The following is a 14,929-nucleotide window of genomic DNA, read 5'->3' as shown; positions in this document are numbered from 1 at the left end:
GCCGCGCGTCCCCGTTTCCCGCGCACTGTCGCCCGTACGAAAGGAACACCGATGACCGAGAAGCCCTCCCTGCGCGCCTACCTCAAGCGCTACGCCGCCGGCGAGATCCCCCGCGAAGAGATGCTCAACACCGTGGCCGCATGGGACTTCGAGGAAGAGATCTGGGACGAGCTCGTCATCGAGCCCATCCACCAGGACAACACCTTCAGCGTGCTCTCGGGCGCGATCTTCCTCGGAGACATCACGGACGAGGAATACGAGGAGATCCACCGTCGGCGCAGGGCCCGTAACACATGAACGACGAATACCGGCAGGTCTACCAGGAGTTACAGCGGCGCATGGCCCGTGGAGGCGACCTCTCGCCCGGCTCACGGGACAGCCTCGCCGTGTTCACGCACGACGGTGAGTGGGATCGGACCCGACGGCATATGCAAAGCGCCGTCCTGGAGCGCTTCAAGGCCGACAACGCCCACCGCCCTCGCGGTGGGCACGCCGTCCTCATGACAGCCGGCGCACCCGGCTCCGGCAAGAGCACCTCCCAGCGCAACCTCGACGCATGGCAGAACCAGGACTCCGAACTTGGCCGTCACCTGGCGGCCGCCCACGGCCTGGACCTCAAGGACTACGTCGTCCTGGATCCCGACGAATTCAAGCGTGCCCTCTTCGAAAGCGGCGGGCTCCCTCAGCTGGACCCCCGGTCCATGGCTCTGCCCTACGGACGCGAACTCGCCCCGGCCGAACTGTCCGGACTGCTCCACAGGGAAGCCTCCCAGCTACGCGACCGGTTCGAGACCTGGGCGCGTCGGGAGGGCTACAACCTCCTCTACGACGCCACCCTCGCGAACGAGACAGGCAGCGCCAAGCTTCTGACGGATCTCCGCGACGAGAAGTACAGCCAGCGCGTCATCCTCTCCGTCGAGGTCCCCCTCGAACAGTCCCTCGCCCAGAACGCCGACCGCTGGTACAAGGGCCGCCTCGCCTACGAACAGGGCAAAGACAACTACGGCGGGCGCATGTCCCCCGACCAGATGATCCACGCCCTCTACGCGAAGACCACCACCGGAAGCGGCCACTCCATCGGCCGTGAGAACGCCGAGAAGCTCGCCGACCGAGGCCTCGCCACCGGCCTGATCACCTCCGACCGCGGCGCGTTCCCCGCCCCGGCGCTCGCGGCCACCGGCGTACTGGCCCAGGCGCCCGCCTTCCAGCAGGGCGACACCCAGATGCGCATAGCCTCCGCCGGCCGCCTCCGCTCCACCACGGGCACCGCCACCCCACCCGCCAACCGCCCCACCCGCCAACAGCCCGCCCCGCAGCCACCCCACATCCCTCACCAGCAGCCCGGCCCCGGCCCCACCCGCTAGGCCCGCAGGAAAGGAACACCGATGACAGAGAAGCCCTCTCTGCTCGCCTACCTCAAGCGCTACGCCGCGGGCGAGATCCCCCGCGAGGAAATGATCGCCACGGTCGCTGCCTGGGACTTCGAGGAGTCGGACTGGGAAGAGGGCCACATCGAGCCCTCGCATCAGGACAACACAGCGAGCATCCTGTACGGCTCCTTCCTGCTCGGCGAGATCACCGAAGAGGACTACGACGCGATCTGTGACCGTCGGAGCAGCGACAGCCGATGACATCCGGGTACGAGCAGCTCTACCGCGAGCTGCAGCGACGCATGGGGCCTGCCGGCGATCTGGCCCCGGGCAATCAGGACACGTACGCCCGGTACTACGACGGCCTGCGCTGGGACCGGGAGCGACGCTCCCTCCATGCCTCCGTGCTTGAGCAATTCCAGGCGCGCTGTGCGGGTCTCCCCCGTGATGGCCGTGCTGTGCTCATGACCGCTGGGGCACCTGGCGCAGGCAAGGGCACGGCACAGGGAACCCTGTCCCGGCTGCAGGGGCAGGACACCGAGCTCGGCCGCGCATTGGCAGAGGCGCACGGTGTGGACCTGAACCAGTACGTCGCTCTGGACCCCGACCAGTTCAAGGTGACCATCTTTGAGCACGGCGGACTGCCCCAGCTGAACGCGGAGGCGATGAGGCTGCCGTTCGGGCGGGAACTCAGCCCCTCCGAGATGGCGTCGCTGATCCACCGGGAATCCGCAGATCTGCAGGACCAGTTCGAGCGATGGGCACGCGGCGAGGGCTACAACCTGCTCTACGACGCCACCCTGAAGAACGAGGTCAAGAACACCCGCCTCCTCAAGGACCTCGAATTGGGGGGCTACGACCAGCGCGTCATCCTCTCCGTCGAAGTCCCCCTCGAACACTGCCTCCAGCAGAACCGGACCCGCTGGGAGCTGGGCCGCAAGGAGTTCGAGCAAGGCAGCAACAACTACGGCGGCCGCATGGTCCCCGAAGCCATGATCAAGGACCTCTACAAGCAGAGCACCACCGGCCGCGGCTACTCCATCGGCCGCGAGAACGCCGAGCGCCTCGCGGACAACGGCCTCGCCACCGCGCTCATCACCACCGACCGCGGCTCCTTCCCGCAAGCGGCGCCCACCACTACCCCCCATCAGGCCGCCACCTTCCAGCAGGGCGACACCCGGCTGAGCATCGCCGCCGCCGGACGCCTCCGCTCCGCCCAGGGCACCGTCGCCCGCACCACCACGCCGACCCAGACCACGGCCCCCCAGGTCCCCCAGGTCCCCCGCCAGACGCCCCCGGCCCCCGGCCGCACCCGCTGACACGCCGACCGGGCACCCCGAACAACCGAACACCCGTACACCCCTGAAAGGAAACGCATGGCCACCGAATCCATGGCGCGGCCTACCTACGGAAACTGGCGGCGCCCCCGCCGGCCAGGGCTCGGGCCGCTCGGCCTGCTCGGGACGGTCGTCGCGTTCGGCGGGCTCGTGGTCGTCCTGCTCGCCTCCCTCATATCGATCTCCGCGGCGATCACGGTCCTCATACCGCTCGCTCTGTTCCTGGGCCCGCTCGCGCTGCGCACCGCCGACGGCCGCAACGTCTACCAGATGGTGGCGATCCGCATCGGCTGGATGAAGCGCAAGGCCAACGGCTCGCACACCTACGTGTCCGGACCGCTGTCGCGGCGCCCCGGCGGTCACTTCTCCCCGCCCGGGCTGCTGGCCCGCGTGAAGATGCTGGAGGGCCGGGACGCGTACGACCGCCCGTTCGGCGTCCTGCACCACCCCGGCCGGAACCTCTACACGATCGTGCTCGCCTGCGAGCCCGACGGTGGTTCCCTCGTCGACCCGGAGCAGGTCGACATCTGGGTCGCCTCCTGGGGCGACTGGCTGGCCCGGCTCTCCCACGAGCCGGGACTTCGCGGCGCGCAGGTGGTCGTCGAGACGGCCCCCGACACCGGCACCCGGCTCACCGCCGAGGTGCTCCCGCGGATCGTCCCGACCGCGCCCGCCGCGGCCCGCGCGGTGATGGAGGAGGTGGTGGCGCGCTACCCGTCCGCCTCCTCCGAGATGCACACGTACATCGCGCTCACCTACGGCGCCCTGCCCGGCCCGCGCCGCAAGCCCGACGACGTCATCACCGACCTCTCGATGCGCCTGCCCGGCCTGCTCGCCGGGCTGGTCGCGGCCGGCGGCGGTTCGGCGTCGCCGCTGTCCGCGGAGCGGATCTCGGAGATCGTCCGGGTGGCGTACGACCCCGCCATCGCGCCCGACGTGCTGACCGTCCGCGCGAACGAGGCCACCGCGGGCGTGGTCTGGGCGGACGCCGGTCCGGCCGCGGCCGTGGAGACCGTGGACGGCTACAAGCACGACTCCGGGGTCTCGCGCACCTGGATGCTCACCCTGGCACCGCGCGGAACGGTGCGGTCCAGCGTGCTGCGCGGTCTGCTGGAGCCCGCCCAGGGGACCCGCCGCAAGCGCGTCTCCCTGGTCTACCGCCCGATCGACCCGGCGACCTCCGCCCGGATCGTGGAGGCCGACCGCCGGTCCGCGCACTTCATGGCGGGATCGCGGCAGGGCCTGGTCCAGGCCCGTGCCGCCTCCGAGATGAGGGCCGCCGAGCAGACGGCCGCCGAGGAGGCCTCGGGAGCCGGCCTGGTGGAGTTCTCCCTCATGATCACCGTCACGGTCGACAACGAGGAGGAACTGCAGGACGCCTCGATCACCGTACGGAACCTGCAGGCGTCGTCCCGCATCATGATGCGCCCGGCGGACCGCATGCAGGCCGCCGCCTTCACCTGCACGCTGCCCGTCGGCCTGCTGCCGTGGGAGCACACCCTCATCCCGTACCAGCTCAGGGAGACGCTGTGAGCAAGAGGCAGCCCAAACAGCCCGCCGCGTCCCGGCCGCCCCGGATACCGGTCGCGCCTCCGCGCGGCTGGCCCGGCCCGGGTGGCGGGCAGGTGGCCAACATGGACCCGCCGTCGATGTGGCGTGCCACCACCGTGCAGGCGTGCGGGCTGTGGCCGTTCGCAGCGGGTTCCGGAGCGCCGATGATCGGTGTCCCGCTCGGCCAGCACCTGCACACGGGCGCGACGGTCTGCGGGGACCCGATCTCCTGGTTCACCCGGGCCCGGTACATCTCGAACCCGTCGCTGTTCATGCTCGGCATGCCGGGCCTCGGCAAGTCCACCCTGGTCAACCGGATGTTGATCGGCATGACGGCCACGGGTGTGGTGCCGCTGGTGCTGGGTGACCTCAAGCCCGACTACGCGGACACCGTACGGGCCCTGGGCGGCCAGGTGATCTCCATCGGCCGCGGTGTCGGCGGCATCAACGTCCTCGACCCCGGAGCCATGGGCGAAGCGGCGGAGCGGATCGGCGGAGAGGCCGGCCGCGTACTGAACGCCGAGGCCCACGGCCGCGTACTGAACATGGTGGCCGCGCTGATCACCATCATGCGCGGCCGGCCGATGGACGACCACGAGCAGTCGGTCCTCTCAGCCTGCTTGCACCACTTGCGGGAACGCAGCACACCCGGCCGCCCCCCGCTCCTGCCCGACCTCCTCAGGGTGCTGGACGAGGGGCCCGACCGGGTACGCGCGGTCACGCTCGACCGCGGCGACCAGCAGCGCTACCAGGAGGCGGTCGACCCCCTGCACCGCTCGCTCATCGGAGTCCTGGACGGTCCGCTGGGCGACACCTTCGCCTCGGAGACCTCCACCCGCATCAACCCCAACGCCCCCGCCGTCTGCGTGGACATCTCACGGATCGGTGAGGCGGACACCCAGCTCACCGCCGCCGCGATGCTGGCCGCCTGGTCCGACGGGCTCGGTACGGTCGCCGCCGCCCACGCGCTGGCGGACGCCGGATTGGCCCCGCAGCGCTGGTTCTTCACCGTCCTCGACGAGCTGTGGCGGCCGCTGCGGGCCGCTTCCGGCATCGTGGAGCGGATCGACGCGCTCACCCGGCTCAACCGGTCGCTGGGCCTCGGCGACGCCAAGATCACCCACACCCTGAAGGACGCCGAGGCACTGGGCAGCGAGTCCGACCGCGCCAAGGCCCGGGGCTTCGTGGAGCGCGCCGGCATGGTGGTCTGCGCCGGCCTGCCCCGGACCGAGATGGAGGACCTCGGCCGCGTCATCGGCATGTCGCAGCGGGAGATCGAACTGGTCTCCTCCTGGTCCTCGCCGCCCGGCTGGGCCAACCCGGAGGCCAGCTCGGAGCCGCCCGGCCGGGGCCGCTTCCTGATCAAGGTCGGCGGCCGGCCCGGCATCCCGATCAAGGTGGCCATCACCGACACGGAGCGGCAGCTGCACAACACCAACACCCGCTGGACCGGCAACGAGGTGCCGCGGCAGGCGAAGGGGCGCCCGTGACGGCCCGCGCCCCCCGCAAGGGCGGTGGCGGCTCCGCCGACGACTACCTGCCCTGGCTCGTCGTGGGCGTGGCGGCCGTGGTGCTCCTGGGCTTCCTCGCCGCGTGGCTGGGCGGGACGCTCGGCGCCGCCGCGTCCGGGGCGGGCTGGAACCCGCCCCCGTTCTCACTGGGTACGCTCTCCGCCCTCGTTCAGGACGGCCCGGCCGCCCTGTGGCCCGGCGCCTCGGCAGTTCCCGTACAGGCCGGGATGGCGGTGGCCTTCGGGCTGGTCATCGCCCTGGTCGTCATCCTGATCACGCTGATCAGGAAGCGCGGCGGGCGCACGACCGGCCTGGCCGGGCGCCGCGAGCTCGCCCCGATGCTCCCCAAGGGCGCCGCGGCCCGTGCCCTGGAGCTGCGCCCCGGCCTGCGCAAGGCCACCGGCGGCAAGCTCTCCCCCGACGACACCGGCAATCTCCTCGGCAATCTGGAGCCGAACGGGCCCGAACTGCGCTCCAGTTACGAGGACGTGGAGTTGGACCTGATGGCCCCCCGGGCCGGCAAGTCCACCGGCATCGCGATCCCCCGCGTCCTGCGCGCCCGGGGCTGCGTCCTGCTGACCTCCAACAAGGCCGACGTCTACAGCGTCACCCGGGCGGAACGCGAACGCGTGGGACAGGTCTGGACGTTCGACCCGCAGGGCATCGCGCACACCCCGCGCGCCATGTGGTGGGACATGCTCGCCGACGCCGATGACATCGAGGGCGCCCGGCGGCTGGCCGGCCACTTCGTGGCAGCGGTCAACGACGACGCCTCCAAGCGGGACTTCTGGATCTCCGCGGCCCAGAACACCCTGACCGCGCTCTTCCACGCGGCCCGCAAGGGCGGCCGCCACGTCGACGAGGTACTGGGCTGGCTCGCCGACCCGGCCGACCGCACCCCGATCGACCTGCTGCACGACGCGGGCATGGCCGCTCTCGCGGAGCAGCTGCGCGGCACGATCCAGGGCGCGGTGGAGACCCGCGACGGGATCTTCGAGACGGCCCGCCAGTGCGTGTCCTGCCTGCTCGACCCGCGGATCGCCGCCTGGGTCAGGCCCGACCCGGTACTGCCGCAGTTCCGGCCGGACCAGCACGTCATGGGCACCGACACCCTCTACCTGCTGTCCAAGGACGGCGGCGGCTCGGCGGCCGGCGTCATCGCCGCCGTCGCGGACTCCGTCCTGCGGGCCGGTGTCCGGGCGGCCGAACGGATGGGAGGCCGGCTCGAACCTCCGATGACCGCCGTCCTCGACGAGGCCGCGAACGTCTGCCGGATCTCCGACCTGCCCGATCTGTACTCGCACCTCGGCTCGCGCGGCATCAACATCGTCACCCTCCTGCAGAGCTACCGGCAGGGGACACGGGTCTGGGGCGAGGCCGGCATGGACGCCCTCTGGGGCGCGTCCACGATCAAGCTGCTCGGTGCCGGCCTGGACGACGCCGACTTCGTGGAGAAGATCTCGCGGCTGGTCGGTGAGCAGGACGTGCGCACCGTCAGCCACTCCAGGAGCCGCGACGGCCACTCCCGTTCGACCTCGTACCGTCTGGAGCGGATCCTCCCGGCGGACCGGATCCGCGCCCTCCCCAAGGGCACCGCCCTGCTGCTGGCCACCGGTGTCCGCCCGGCCCTGATCCGCCTGCGTCCCTGGTACAAGGAGCCCGGCGCCGAGCGCATCCAGGCGGCCGCACAGGCCGAGGTCCAGGCGATCACCGCCCGGGCGGCGCGGGAGGCACTGCGGTGACGACGCCTCCGGACGAGGGCCGGGGCCCGCTGTTCATCCTCTATCTGGAGGGCGAGGAGTACGACAGGGAGCTCCGGTCCCTGGCCACCTGGGTCAACTTCCTGCTGCTGCCGGTCTACGGGCGGGAGACCCGCTCCGCGGAACCGTGGTGTCCCCGCTGGTGGGAGCACCTGGAGGCGGTGGCCCGGCTGCACGGCCTGTGGCTGGTGTGGCAGGAGCTGACCGACCCCGCGGCCGGGGCGAGCGGACCCGCGGTCTGGCACCGGGATCACCTCGGCCCCACCATGCGCGAGCTGCGTGATCCGGGCGGGCCGTTCGCGGGCTGCAAGGAAGGTTCCCACCGGCCGAAGAATCCGCCGGTGGTCGAGACGTACTGACGTGCCCGGTCCGCCGAGGCACGTGACGGAAGGTATGGAGCACATGCGCAACAGTCATGCGGTGGCCGGGCTGGTACTGGCCGGGGCGCTCCTCTCGGGGTGCGGCCCTGGCGCCGACGGCCCCGGGAAGGGCGGCCCGCCGAAGGACGGCCCGCCCTCGGCCGCCGGCTCTGCCCCCTCCTCCCCGGGGGCTCCCGAGACCCCGGCGGCCCCGAAGGTCCTCCTGACCGTCCCCTCCGCGTACGAGCCGGCAGCAGGCTGGCAGGAGGAGCTCGGCTGGGTCCCCGAGAAGGTCGCGGGCGCAAGCCCCGACGCCGCCGTCACGGTCGTCCCCGCCACGGGGACGGTGGCCTACCTCGTCGGCAGCGAAGAGGGCTTCGCGGTGCAAGCGCGCGAGGCGGCGACCGGCAAGGTGCTGTGGGGCAGCGCCCTGTGGGACCCGCCCATGACGGCGTACGAGGGCAGCCTGGCCGACCACGAGACCCCCCGCACGTCCCCGCAGATCCCCACGGTGACGGCCGTGCGGCAGGACGGCCGCGACTACATCGTCGCGTGGGCGGAGGGAATCGAGGGCAAGGACGCCGTCAACAAGGGCCAGGCGGTCGTCAGACTCGCCGTCTACGCGGCCGACGCGTCAGGCGCCAACGTCGCGCCGCTGCACGACGTGCGCGTCCCGGTCAAGTCGCCCAGCGGGGCCCTCGTCGCGGGTGACGGGACCGGAGTCCGGGTGACCTCGCAGTACTACGGCGACACCATGGTCGCGACCGTCGACCTGCCCACCGGCCGGATCACCACCACGACCACCACCACGACCGGCCAAGCGAGCACCGCTCCGGTCGGCCCGTGGAAGAACCAGGAGAACCGCCCCGCGAACACCGCACCCGACAAGTCGTGGGCGGCCAACGGAAGGCTCGAAGCCGTGGGGAACGACCGGGTTCTGGCCAACTGGTCACCGCTCGAAGGCGGCCGGCTGGTCCGCTCGCTCCACGACGCGACCACCGGCAAGCTCCTGCAGCACACCCTGTGCGAGGACACCGGAATCCCCACCTTCAACCCGGCCGTCTTCGACTACGGCCTCGCCGCCTCGCACGACGGCCGCTACCTCGGCTACGGCGCGGTCCTCTACGACCTCCAGCAGAACAAGGCGCAGTGCTTCGCGGGCGACGAGAACCGCAACCCGATCCTCGTCCGAGCCGTCGACAAGCGGGGCACGATGTACGGCACGGTCCGCGGGGAAGGCAACCCCTCGGCCGAAGTCGATCTCGCGACCGGCACCACCAAGGTCCTCCCCGCCGGCACGACCATCCCCCACTGGGCCCTGGCCGACACCGGGGTGTTCCTGACCCGCGGTCCCGGAGGCGGACTGCTCATCTCGGTGCTCAAGCACCGCTGACCCACGGAGTGACCATGGAGACCCACCAGTTGCAGACCATCGTCCGCTGGCGCCACCACCGCGCCGGCCACGCCCACGCACTCCTGCGGGCCGCCTACGACCCCGCCACCCGGCACGCCGTGGCCGTCGTCTCCGAGCTCGCGGACAACCCGGACGACCGCGGCATCACCGACGACTTCGCGGGCGTGGCCGCCGCCGCGCTCCCCCTCCTCCGGGAGGGCCTGGCCGCGGACATCGCCGCCGTCACCTGGATCGCGCACTTCGGTGACTTCTCCTACCACGACCCCTCCGGCCCCGAGACGTTCACCGCGCTCGCACTCTCCGTGACCGCGCAGGGATACCAGGACGACCTCCAGGGCGACCGGCCGCTCACCGCCGACCAGGTGACCTCGCTCCTCGGCGGGGTGCCGCTGGCGCCGGTGCCCGAGGTACTCGCGGCGCTGGGGCGCAGCACGTGAGCGAGCCTGTCTCCGGCCGGGACGTCCTGCGCCAGGCCCGCGATCTCTACGCGCACTACCGGCAGATCGTCGAGCCCCGGGAACAGAAGGTCGCGATCATCCGGTTCACTCCGGCCGCGACCGACCCGCCCGACTGGCAGATCCGTCTGGAGGCCTCGCGGGTCTCCGCGGAGCAGAAGGTCAAGGCCTTCGAGCACCTCGGCTTCCAGGCGGACCACGTCGTCCTGCCGCCCGGCGTCGACCGTGCGGGCTTCGCCGCCGTGCTGGACCAGTACAGCCGGGACGCTGCCACCCGCGCGATCATCGTGCAGTTCCCGCCGCCGGCCCACCTGCGCCCGCTGGTGGAGCGGATGGATCCCTCGAAGGACATCGACGCCCTGCTCAAGGGCCGCTCGCCGTACGCGGCCTGCGCCACCGCGGAGGGGATCTACCGGGTCGCGCAGCCCTTCGCGCAGGACGGTCCCACCATCGCCGTGGTCGGCAGCAAGGGCTTCGTCGGCCAGGGCGTGGTCGGCCTGCTCCGGGAGAACGGGCACGACCCGATCACCCTGGACCAGGGCGACGACCTGCGCCGGGTGCGGCAGGCCGACATCGTCATCTCCGTCACCGGGAACCCGGGCATCCTGGGCCCCGACCACATCCAGCCCCACCACAGGGTGGTGATCGACTCCGGCTTCGTGCCGCAGGCCGACGGCAGCGTCCTGGGCGACATACGCCCCGACGCGGCCGGGATCCCGCAGAACATCACCCCCGTACCCGGCGGCATCGGGCCGGTGGAGATGGCCACCCTGATGGAACGCGTGGTCCGCCAGGAGGTGGATCCGAACGTCACCCCGTGGAAGGTGACCCCGGGGCCGTTCCTCGACCGCGGCCGGTTCGAGGCCGCCGCCCTCGGCGCCGGGACCGCCCCGAGCACTCCCCTGGCCGCGCCCGCGACGGCGCCGACGGTGGCCCAGGCCGCCCGGCTCCGCGGCGCCGCCGGCCCGGCGGCCGGGGCTCCCGCGGGGCCCGCGGCGAACCCCGCCGCGCCTCCCCGGCTCCCGGCCCGGCAGACCGGCGTACAGCAGCACGCGACCGGCCCGCACCGGACCGGACAGGGCGGCGGCCCGTCCCGGTGAAACGCGGCGGCCCGTCCCCGTGAAACACCGCTGACGCCCACCATCGGCCCGCCGCGTCACCCCGTACCAACGCCGCAGGGCGGCCACCCTCCCGGGTGACCGCCCTGCGGTTACTGCTCTCGTCCGACTCAGCCGTTGTACGGGCCGTAGTCGTAGTCCTCCAGCGGGACAGCCTGGCCGGAGCCGGTGCCGAAGGGCGAGTAGTCGATGTCGTCGTAGCCGACGGCCGAGTACATCGCGGCCTTGGCCTCCTCGGTGGGCTCCACCCGGATGTTGCGGTAGCGGGCGAGGCCCGTACCGGCCGGGATGAGCTTACCGATGATGACGTTCTCCTTGAGGCCGATCAGGGAGTCGGACTTGGCGTTGATCGCCGCGTCCGTCAGAACCCTGGTCGTCTCCTGGAAGGACGCCGCCGACAGCCACGACTCGGTGGCGAGCGAGGCCTTGGTGATACCCATCAGCTGCGGACGGCCGGAGGCGGGGTGACCGCCCTCGGTGACCACACGACGGTTCTCGGTCTCGAACTTCGACCGCTCGACGAGCTCGCCCGGCAGGAGCTCCGCGTCGCCGGACTCGATGATCGTCACGCGGCGCAGCATCTGCCGGATGATGATCTCGATGTGCTTGTCGTGGATCGACACGCCCTGCGAGTTGTAGACCTTCTGGACTTCGCCGACCAGGTGGACCTGGACGGCGCGCTGGCCGAGGATGCGCAGCACGTCGTGCGGGTTGGTGGCACCCATGGTGAGCTTCTGGCCCACCTCGACGTGGTCGCCCTCGTGCACGATGACCTTGGCGCGCTTCGAGATCGGGAACGCCGTCTCGTCGCTGCCGTCGTCGGGCGTGATGACGATCTTCTTCGTCTTCTCGGTCTCCTCGATCCGCACGCGGCCGGCGGCCTCGGAGATCGGGGCGACACCCTTCGGGGTACGGGCCTCGAAGAGCTCGACGACACGCGGCAGACCCTGCGTGATGTCGTCACCGGCCACACCACCGGTGTGGAAGGTACGCATCGTCAGCTGGGTACCGGGCTCACCGATGGACTGGGCGGCGATGATGCCGACCGCCTCACCGATGTCGACCAGCTTGCCGGTGGCGAGCGAGCGTCCGTAGCAGAAGGCACAGGTGCCGACCGCGGACTCACAGGTCAGGACCGAGCGGGTCTTGACCTCCTCGACGCCGTTGGCGACCAGGGCGTCGATGAGCACGTCACCGAGGTCGACGTTGGCCGGCGCGATGACCTTGCCGTCGATGACGACGTCCTCGGCCAGCATGCGGGCGTAGATCGAGGTCTCGACGTCGTCGGCCTTGCGCAGCGCGCCGTCCTCGCCGCGAACGGCGATCTTCAGCTTCAGACCGCGCTCGGTGCCGCAGTCCTCCTCGCGGATGATCACGTCCTGCGAGACGTCCACCAGACGACGGGTCAGGTAACCCGAGTCGGCGGTACGCAGGGCGGTGTCGGCGAGACCCTTACGGGCACCGTGCGTGGAGATGAAGTACTCCAGAACGGTGAGGCCCTCACGGAAGGACGCCTTGATCGGACGCGGGATGGTCTCGTTCTTCGCGTTCGACACCAGACCACGCATACCGGCGATCTGTCGCATCTGCATCATGTTTCCTCGGGCACCCGAGTCAACCATCATGAAGATGGGGTTCGTCTTGGGGAAGTTCGCGTTCATCGCCTCGGCAACCTCGTTGGTCGCCTTGGTCCAGATCGCGATGAGCTCCTGCGTGCGCTCGTCCTTGGTGATCAGACCGCGCTCGTACTGCTTCTGGACCTTCTCGTCCAGCTCCTCGTAGCCCTTGACGATGGCCTTCTTGGCCTCGGGCACGACGACGTCGGAGATGGCCACGGTGACGCCCGAACGGGTCGCCCAGTGGAAGCCGGCCGCCTTCAGGTTGTCGAGCGTCGCCGCCACGATGACCTTGGGGTAGCGCTCCGCCAGGTCGTTGACGATCTCGGAGAGCTGCTTCTTGCCCACCGAGTAGTCGACGAACGGGTAGTCCTCGGGCAGCAGCTCGTTGAAGAGCGCGCGGCCCAGGGTGGTACGCAGACGGAAGCTGTCGCCCGGCTGGAACTCCTGCTCACCCTCCTCGGCGACCGGCGGCACCCAGCCACGCGGCGGGATGGTGCCCACCGGGAAGCGGATGTCGACGGACGACTGGAGCGCGAGCTCGCCGTTGTCGAACGCCATGGTCGCCTCGGCCGTCGAGCCGAACGCGCGGCCCTCGCCCTTGGTGTCACGGAGTTCACCGTCGGTGGTCAGGAAGAACAGACCGAGGACCATGTCCTGGGTCGGCATCGTGACCGGACGGCCGTCGGCCGGCTTGAGGATGTTGTTCGAGGACAGCATCAGGATGCGGGCCTCGGCCTGCGCCTCCGCGGAGAGCGGCAGGTGCACGGCCATCTGGTCACCGTCGAAGTCCGCGTTGAACGCGGTGCAGACGAGCGGGTGGATCTGGATGGCCTTGCCTTCGACCAGCTGGGGCTCGAAGGCCTGGATGCCGAGGCGGTGCAGCGTGGGCGCACGGTTCAGCAGCACCGGGTGCTCGGCGATGACCTCTTCGAGCACGTCGTAGACGACCGTACGGCCGCGCTCGACCATGCGCTTCGCCGACTTGATGTTCTGCGCGTGGTTCAGGTCGACCAGGCGCTTCATCACAAACGGCTTGAAGAGCTCCAGCGCCATGGCCTTGGGCAGACCACACTGGTGCAGCTTCAGCTGCGGACCGACGACGATCACGGAACGCGCGGAGTAGTCCACACGCTTACCGAGAAGGTTCTGACGGAATCGGCCCTGCTTGCCCTTCAGCATGTCGCTGAGGGACTTCAGCGGACGGTTGCCGGGGCCCGTGACCGGGCGACCACGACGGCCGTTGTCGAAGAGGGCGTCGACCGCCTCCTGGAGCATCCGCTTCTCGTTGTTCACGATGATCTCGGGGGCACCGAGGTCGAGCAGACGCTTCAGACGGTTGTTGCGGTTGATCACGCGGCGGTACAGGTCGTTCAGGTCGGAGGTCGCGAAGCGGCCACCGTCCAGCTGCACCATCGGACGCAGGTCCGGCGGGATCACCGGCACGCAGTCCAGAACCATGCCCTTGGGCTTGTTGCTGGTCTGCAGGAACGCGGAGACGACCTTGAGGCGCTTGAGCGCGCGGGTCTTCTTCTGGCCCTTGCCGGTACGGATGATCTCGCGGAGGCGCTCGGCCTCCTCCTCGAGGTCGAAGGACTCCAGGCGCTTCTGCAGCGCCGCGGCGCCCATGCAACCGTCGAAGTACGTGCCGAAGCGGTCACGCAGCTCGCGGTAGAGCAGCTCGTCGCCCTCGAGGTCCTGGACCTTGAGGTTCTTGAAGCGGGCCCACACCTCGTCGAGGCGGTCGATCTCGCGCTGGGCGCGGTCACGGAGCTGCTTCATCTCACGCTCGGCACCTTCGCGCACCTTGCGGCGTACGTCGGCCTTCGCGCCCTCGGCCTCAAGCTCGGCCAGGTCGGTCTCGAGCTTCTTGGCACGGCCTTCGAGGTCCGCGTCACGGCGGTTCTCGATCTGCTGGCGCTCGACGGAGACGTGCGCCTCCAGCGACGGGAGGTCGCGGGTGCGGCGCTCGTCGTCGACGAACGTGATCATGTACGCGGCGAAGTAGATGACCTTTTCGAGGTCCTTCGGCGCGAGGTCCAGCAGGTAGCCCAGGCGCGACGGGACGCCCTTGAAGTACCAGATGTGGGTGACGGGAGCGGCAAGCTCGATGTGGCCCATCCGCTCGCGGCGCACCTTGGCGCGCGTGACTTCGACGCCACAACGCTCACAGATGATGCCCTTGAAGCGGACACGCTTGTACTTGCCGCAGTAGCACTCCCAGTCCCGGGTCGGACCGAAGATCTTCTCGCAGAAGAGTCCGTCCTTCTCGGGCTTGAGGGTGCGGTAGTTGATGGTCTCCGGCTTCTTGACCTCGCCGTGGGACCAGGTTCGGATGTCGTCCGCGGTGGCAAGGCCGATCCGCAGCTCGTCGAAGAAGTTGACGTCGAGCACTGTGCGTCAATCCCTCTTTCGGGGTCGAGTCTCAATCATGGTCT

Annotated in this window: 12 protein-coding genes; 11 read left to right on the top strand and 1 reads right to left on the bottom strand. The window is 70.5% G+C overall.

Translation table 11 applies throughout. From position 1 onward, the window contains the following. Window positions 1-51 precede the first annotated feature (51 nt). The 11 genes from ABZX75_RS12930 to ABZX75_RS12880 all read left to right on the top strand — a co-directional run bounded on the left by ABZX75_RS12930 (window position 52) and on the right by ABZX75_RS12880 (window position 10,857). Complete coding sequence (locus tag ABZX75_RS12930; RefSeq protein WP_355410210.1) at window positions 52-297, top strand: hypothetical protein; 246 nt, start codon at window positions 52-54, stop codon at window positions 295-297. After that, entirely contained in the window at window positions 294-1,364 is a 1,071-nt protein-coding gene (locus tag ABZX75_RS12925) for a zeta toxin family protein (protein ID WP_355410209.1), read from the top strand. The genes ABZX75_RS12930 and ABZX75_RS12925 overlap by 4 nt, the downstream gene beginning before the upstream one ends. Window positions 1,365-1,385: 21 nt before the next feature. Beyond that, on the top strand, window positions 1,386-1,631 hold the full coding sequence (locus ABZX75_RS12920; protein ID WP_355410208.1) for a hypothetical protein: 246 nt from the start codon (window positions 1,386-1,388) through the stop codon (window positions 1,629-1,631). Beyond that, entirely contained in the window at window positions 1,628-2,689 is a 1,062-nt protein-coding gene (locus ABZX75_RS12915) for a zeta toxin family protein (RefSeq protein WP_355410207.1), read from the top strand. Before ABZX75_RS12920 ends, ABZX75_RS12915 begins: the two co-directional genes overlap by 4 nt. Before the next feature lie 57 nt (window positions 2,690-2,746). Further along, window positions 2,747-4,240 carry an SCO6880 family protein gene (locus tag ABZX75_RS12910; RefSeq protein ID WP_355410206.1) on the top strand — a complete coding sequence of 498 codons (1,494 nt, stop codon included), beginning with the start codon at window positions 2,747-2,749 and terminating at the stop codon, window positions 4,238-4,240. 101 nt (window positions 4,241-4,341) lie between these two features. Continuing rightward, window positions 4,342-5,748 (top strand): ATP/GTP-binding protein, encoded by a 1,407-nt coding sequence (locus tag ABZX75_RS12905; protein ID WP_355410366.1) that lies wholly within the window; start codon window positions 4,342-4,344, stop codon window positions 5,746-5,748. After that, window positions 5,745-7,511 (top strand): TraM recognition domain-containing protein, encoded by a 1,767-nt coding sequence (locus tag ABZX75_RS12900; RefSeq protein ID WP_355410205.1) that lies wholly within the window; start codon window positions 5,745-5,747, stop codon window positions 7,509-7,511. Before ABZX75_RS12905 ends, ABZX75_RS12900 begins: the two co-directional genes overlap by 4 nt. Continuing rightward, window positions 7,508-7,888 (top strand): DUF4913 domain-containing protein, encoded by a 381-nt coding sequence (locus ABZX75_RS12895; RefSeq protein WP_355410204.1) that lies wholly within the window; start codon window positions 7,508-7,510, stop codon window positions 7,886-7,888. The genes ABZX75_RS12900 and ABZX75_RS12895 overlap by 4 nt, the downstream gene beginning before the upstream one ends. 43 nt (window positions 7,889-7,931) lie before the next feature. Continuing rightward, window positions 7,932-9,281: a hypothetical protein gene (locus tag ABZX75_RS12890; RefSeq protein WP_355410203.1), complete on the top strand. Its 1,350-nt coding sequence runs from the start codon at window positions 7,932-7,934 to the stop codon at window positions 9,279-9,281. A 14-nt stretch (window positions 9,282-9,295) separates the two neighbouring features. After that, window positions 9,296-9,739, top strand: a complete 444-nt coding sequence (locus ABZX75_RS12885) for a hypothetical protein (protein WP_355410202.1) — start codon at window positions 9,296-9,298, stop codon at window positions 9,737-9,739. Beyond that, a complete protein-coding gene (locus ABZX75_RS12880; RefSeq protein ID WP_355410201.1) occupies window positions 9,736-10,857 on the top strand; it encodes a tetrahydrofolate dehydrogenase/cyclohydrolase catalytic domain-containing protein in 1,122 nt (373 codons plus the stop codon). The genes ABZX75_RS12885 and ABZX75_RS12880 overlap by 4 nt, the downstream gene beginning before the upstream one ends. 128 nt (window positions 10,858-10,985) lie before the next feature. Here ABZX75_RS12880 and ABZX75_RS12875 read toward each other — a convergent pair whose 3' ends face one another. Continuing rightward, a complete protein-coding gene (locus ABZX75_RS12875) occupies window positions 10,986-14,885 on the bottom strand; it encodes a DNA-directed RNA polymerase subunit beta' (protein ID WP_355410200.1) in 3,900 nt (1,299 codons plus the stop codon). Between the last annotated feature and the right edge of the window lie 44 nt (window positions 14,886-14,929).

This window comes from Streptomyces sp. NPDC003038 (assembly GCF_040611115.1).
Lineage (GTDB): Bacteria > Actinomycetota > Actinomycetes > Streptomycetales > Streptomycetaceae > Streptomyces.
This window is presented reverse-complemented; position numbering and strand designations above follow the sequence as displayed.

Bases quoted from the DNA above. Each gene is read 5' to 3' on its own strand.
- ABZX75_RS12930 (WP_355410210.1), top strand. From the start codon at position 52: ATGACCGAGAAGCCCTCCCTGCGCGCCTACCTCAAGCGCTACGCCGCC.
- ABZX75_RS12925 (WP_355410209.1), top strand. From the start codon at position 294: ATGAACGACGAATACCGGCAGGTCTACCAGGAGTTACAGCGGCGCATG.
- ABZX75_RS12920 (WP_355410208.1), top strand. From the start codon at position 1,386: ATGACAGAGAAGCCCTCTCTGCTCGCCTACCTCAAGCGCTACGCCGCG.
- ABZX75_RS12915 (WP_355410207.1), top strand. From the start codon at position 1,628: ATGACATCCGGGTACGAGCAGCTCTACCGCGAGCTGCAGCGACGCATG.
- ABZX75_RS12910 (WP_355410206.1), top strand. From the start codon at position 2,747: ATGGCCACCGAATCCATGGCGCGGCCTACCTACGGAAACTGGCGGCGC.
- ABZX75_RS12905 (WP_355410366.1), top strand. From the start codon at position 4,342: ATGGACCCGCCGTCGATGTGGCGTGCCACCACCGTGCAGGCGTGCGGG.
- ABZX75_RS12890 (WP_355410203.1), top strand. From the start codon at position 7,932: ATGCGCAACAGTCATGCGGTGGCCGGGCTGGTACTGGCCGGGGCGCTC.
- ABZX75_RS12885 (WP_355410202.1), top strand. From the start codon at position 9,296: ATGGAGACCCACCAGTTGCAGACCATCGTCCGCTGGCGCCACCACCGC.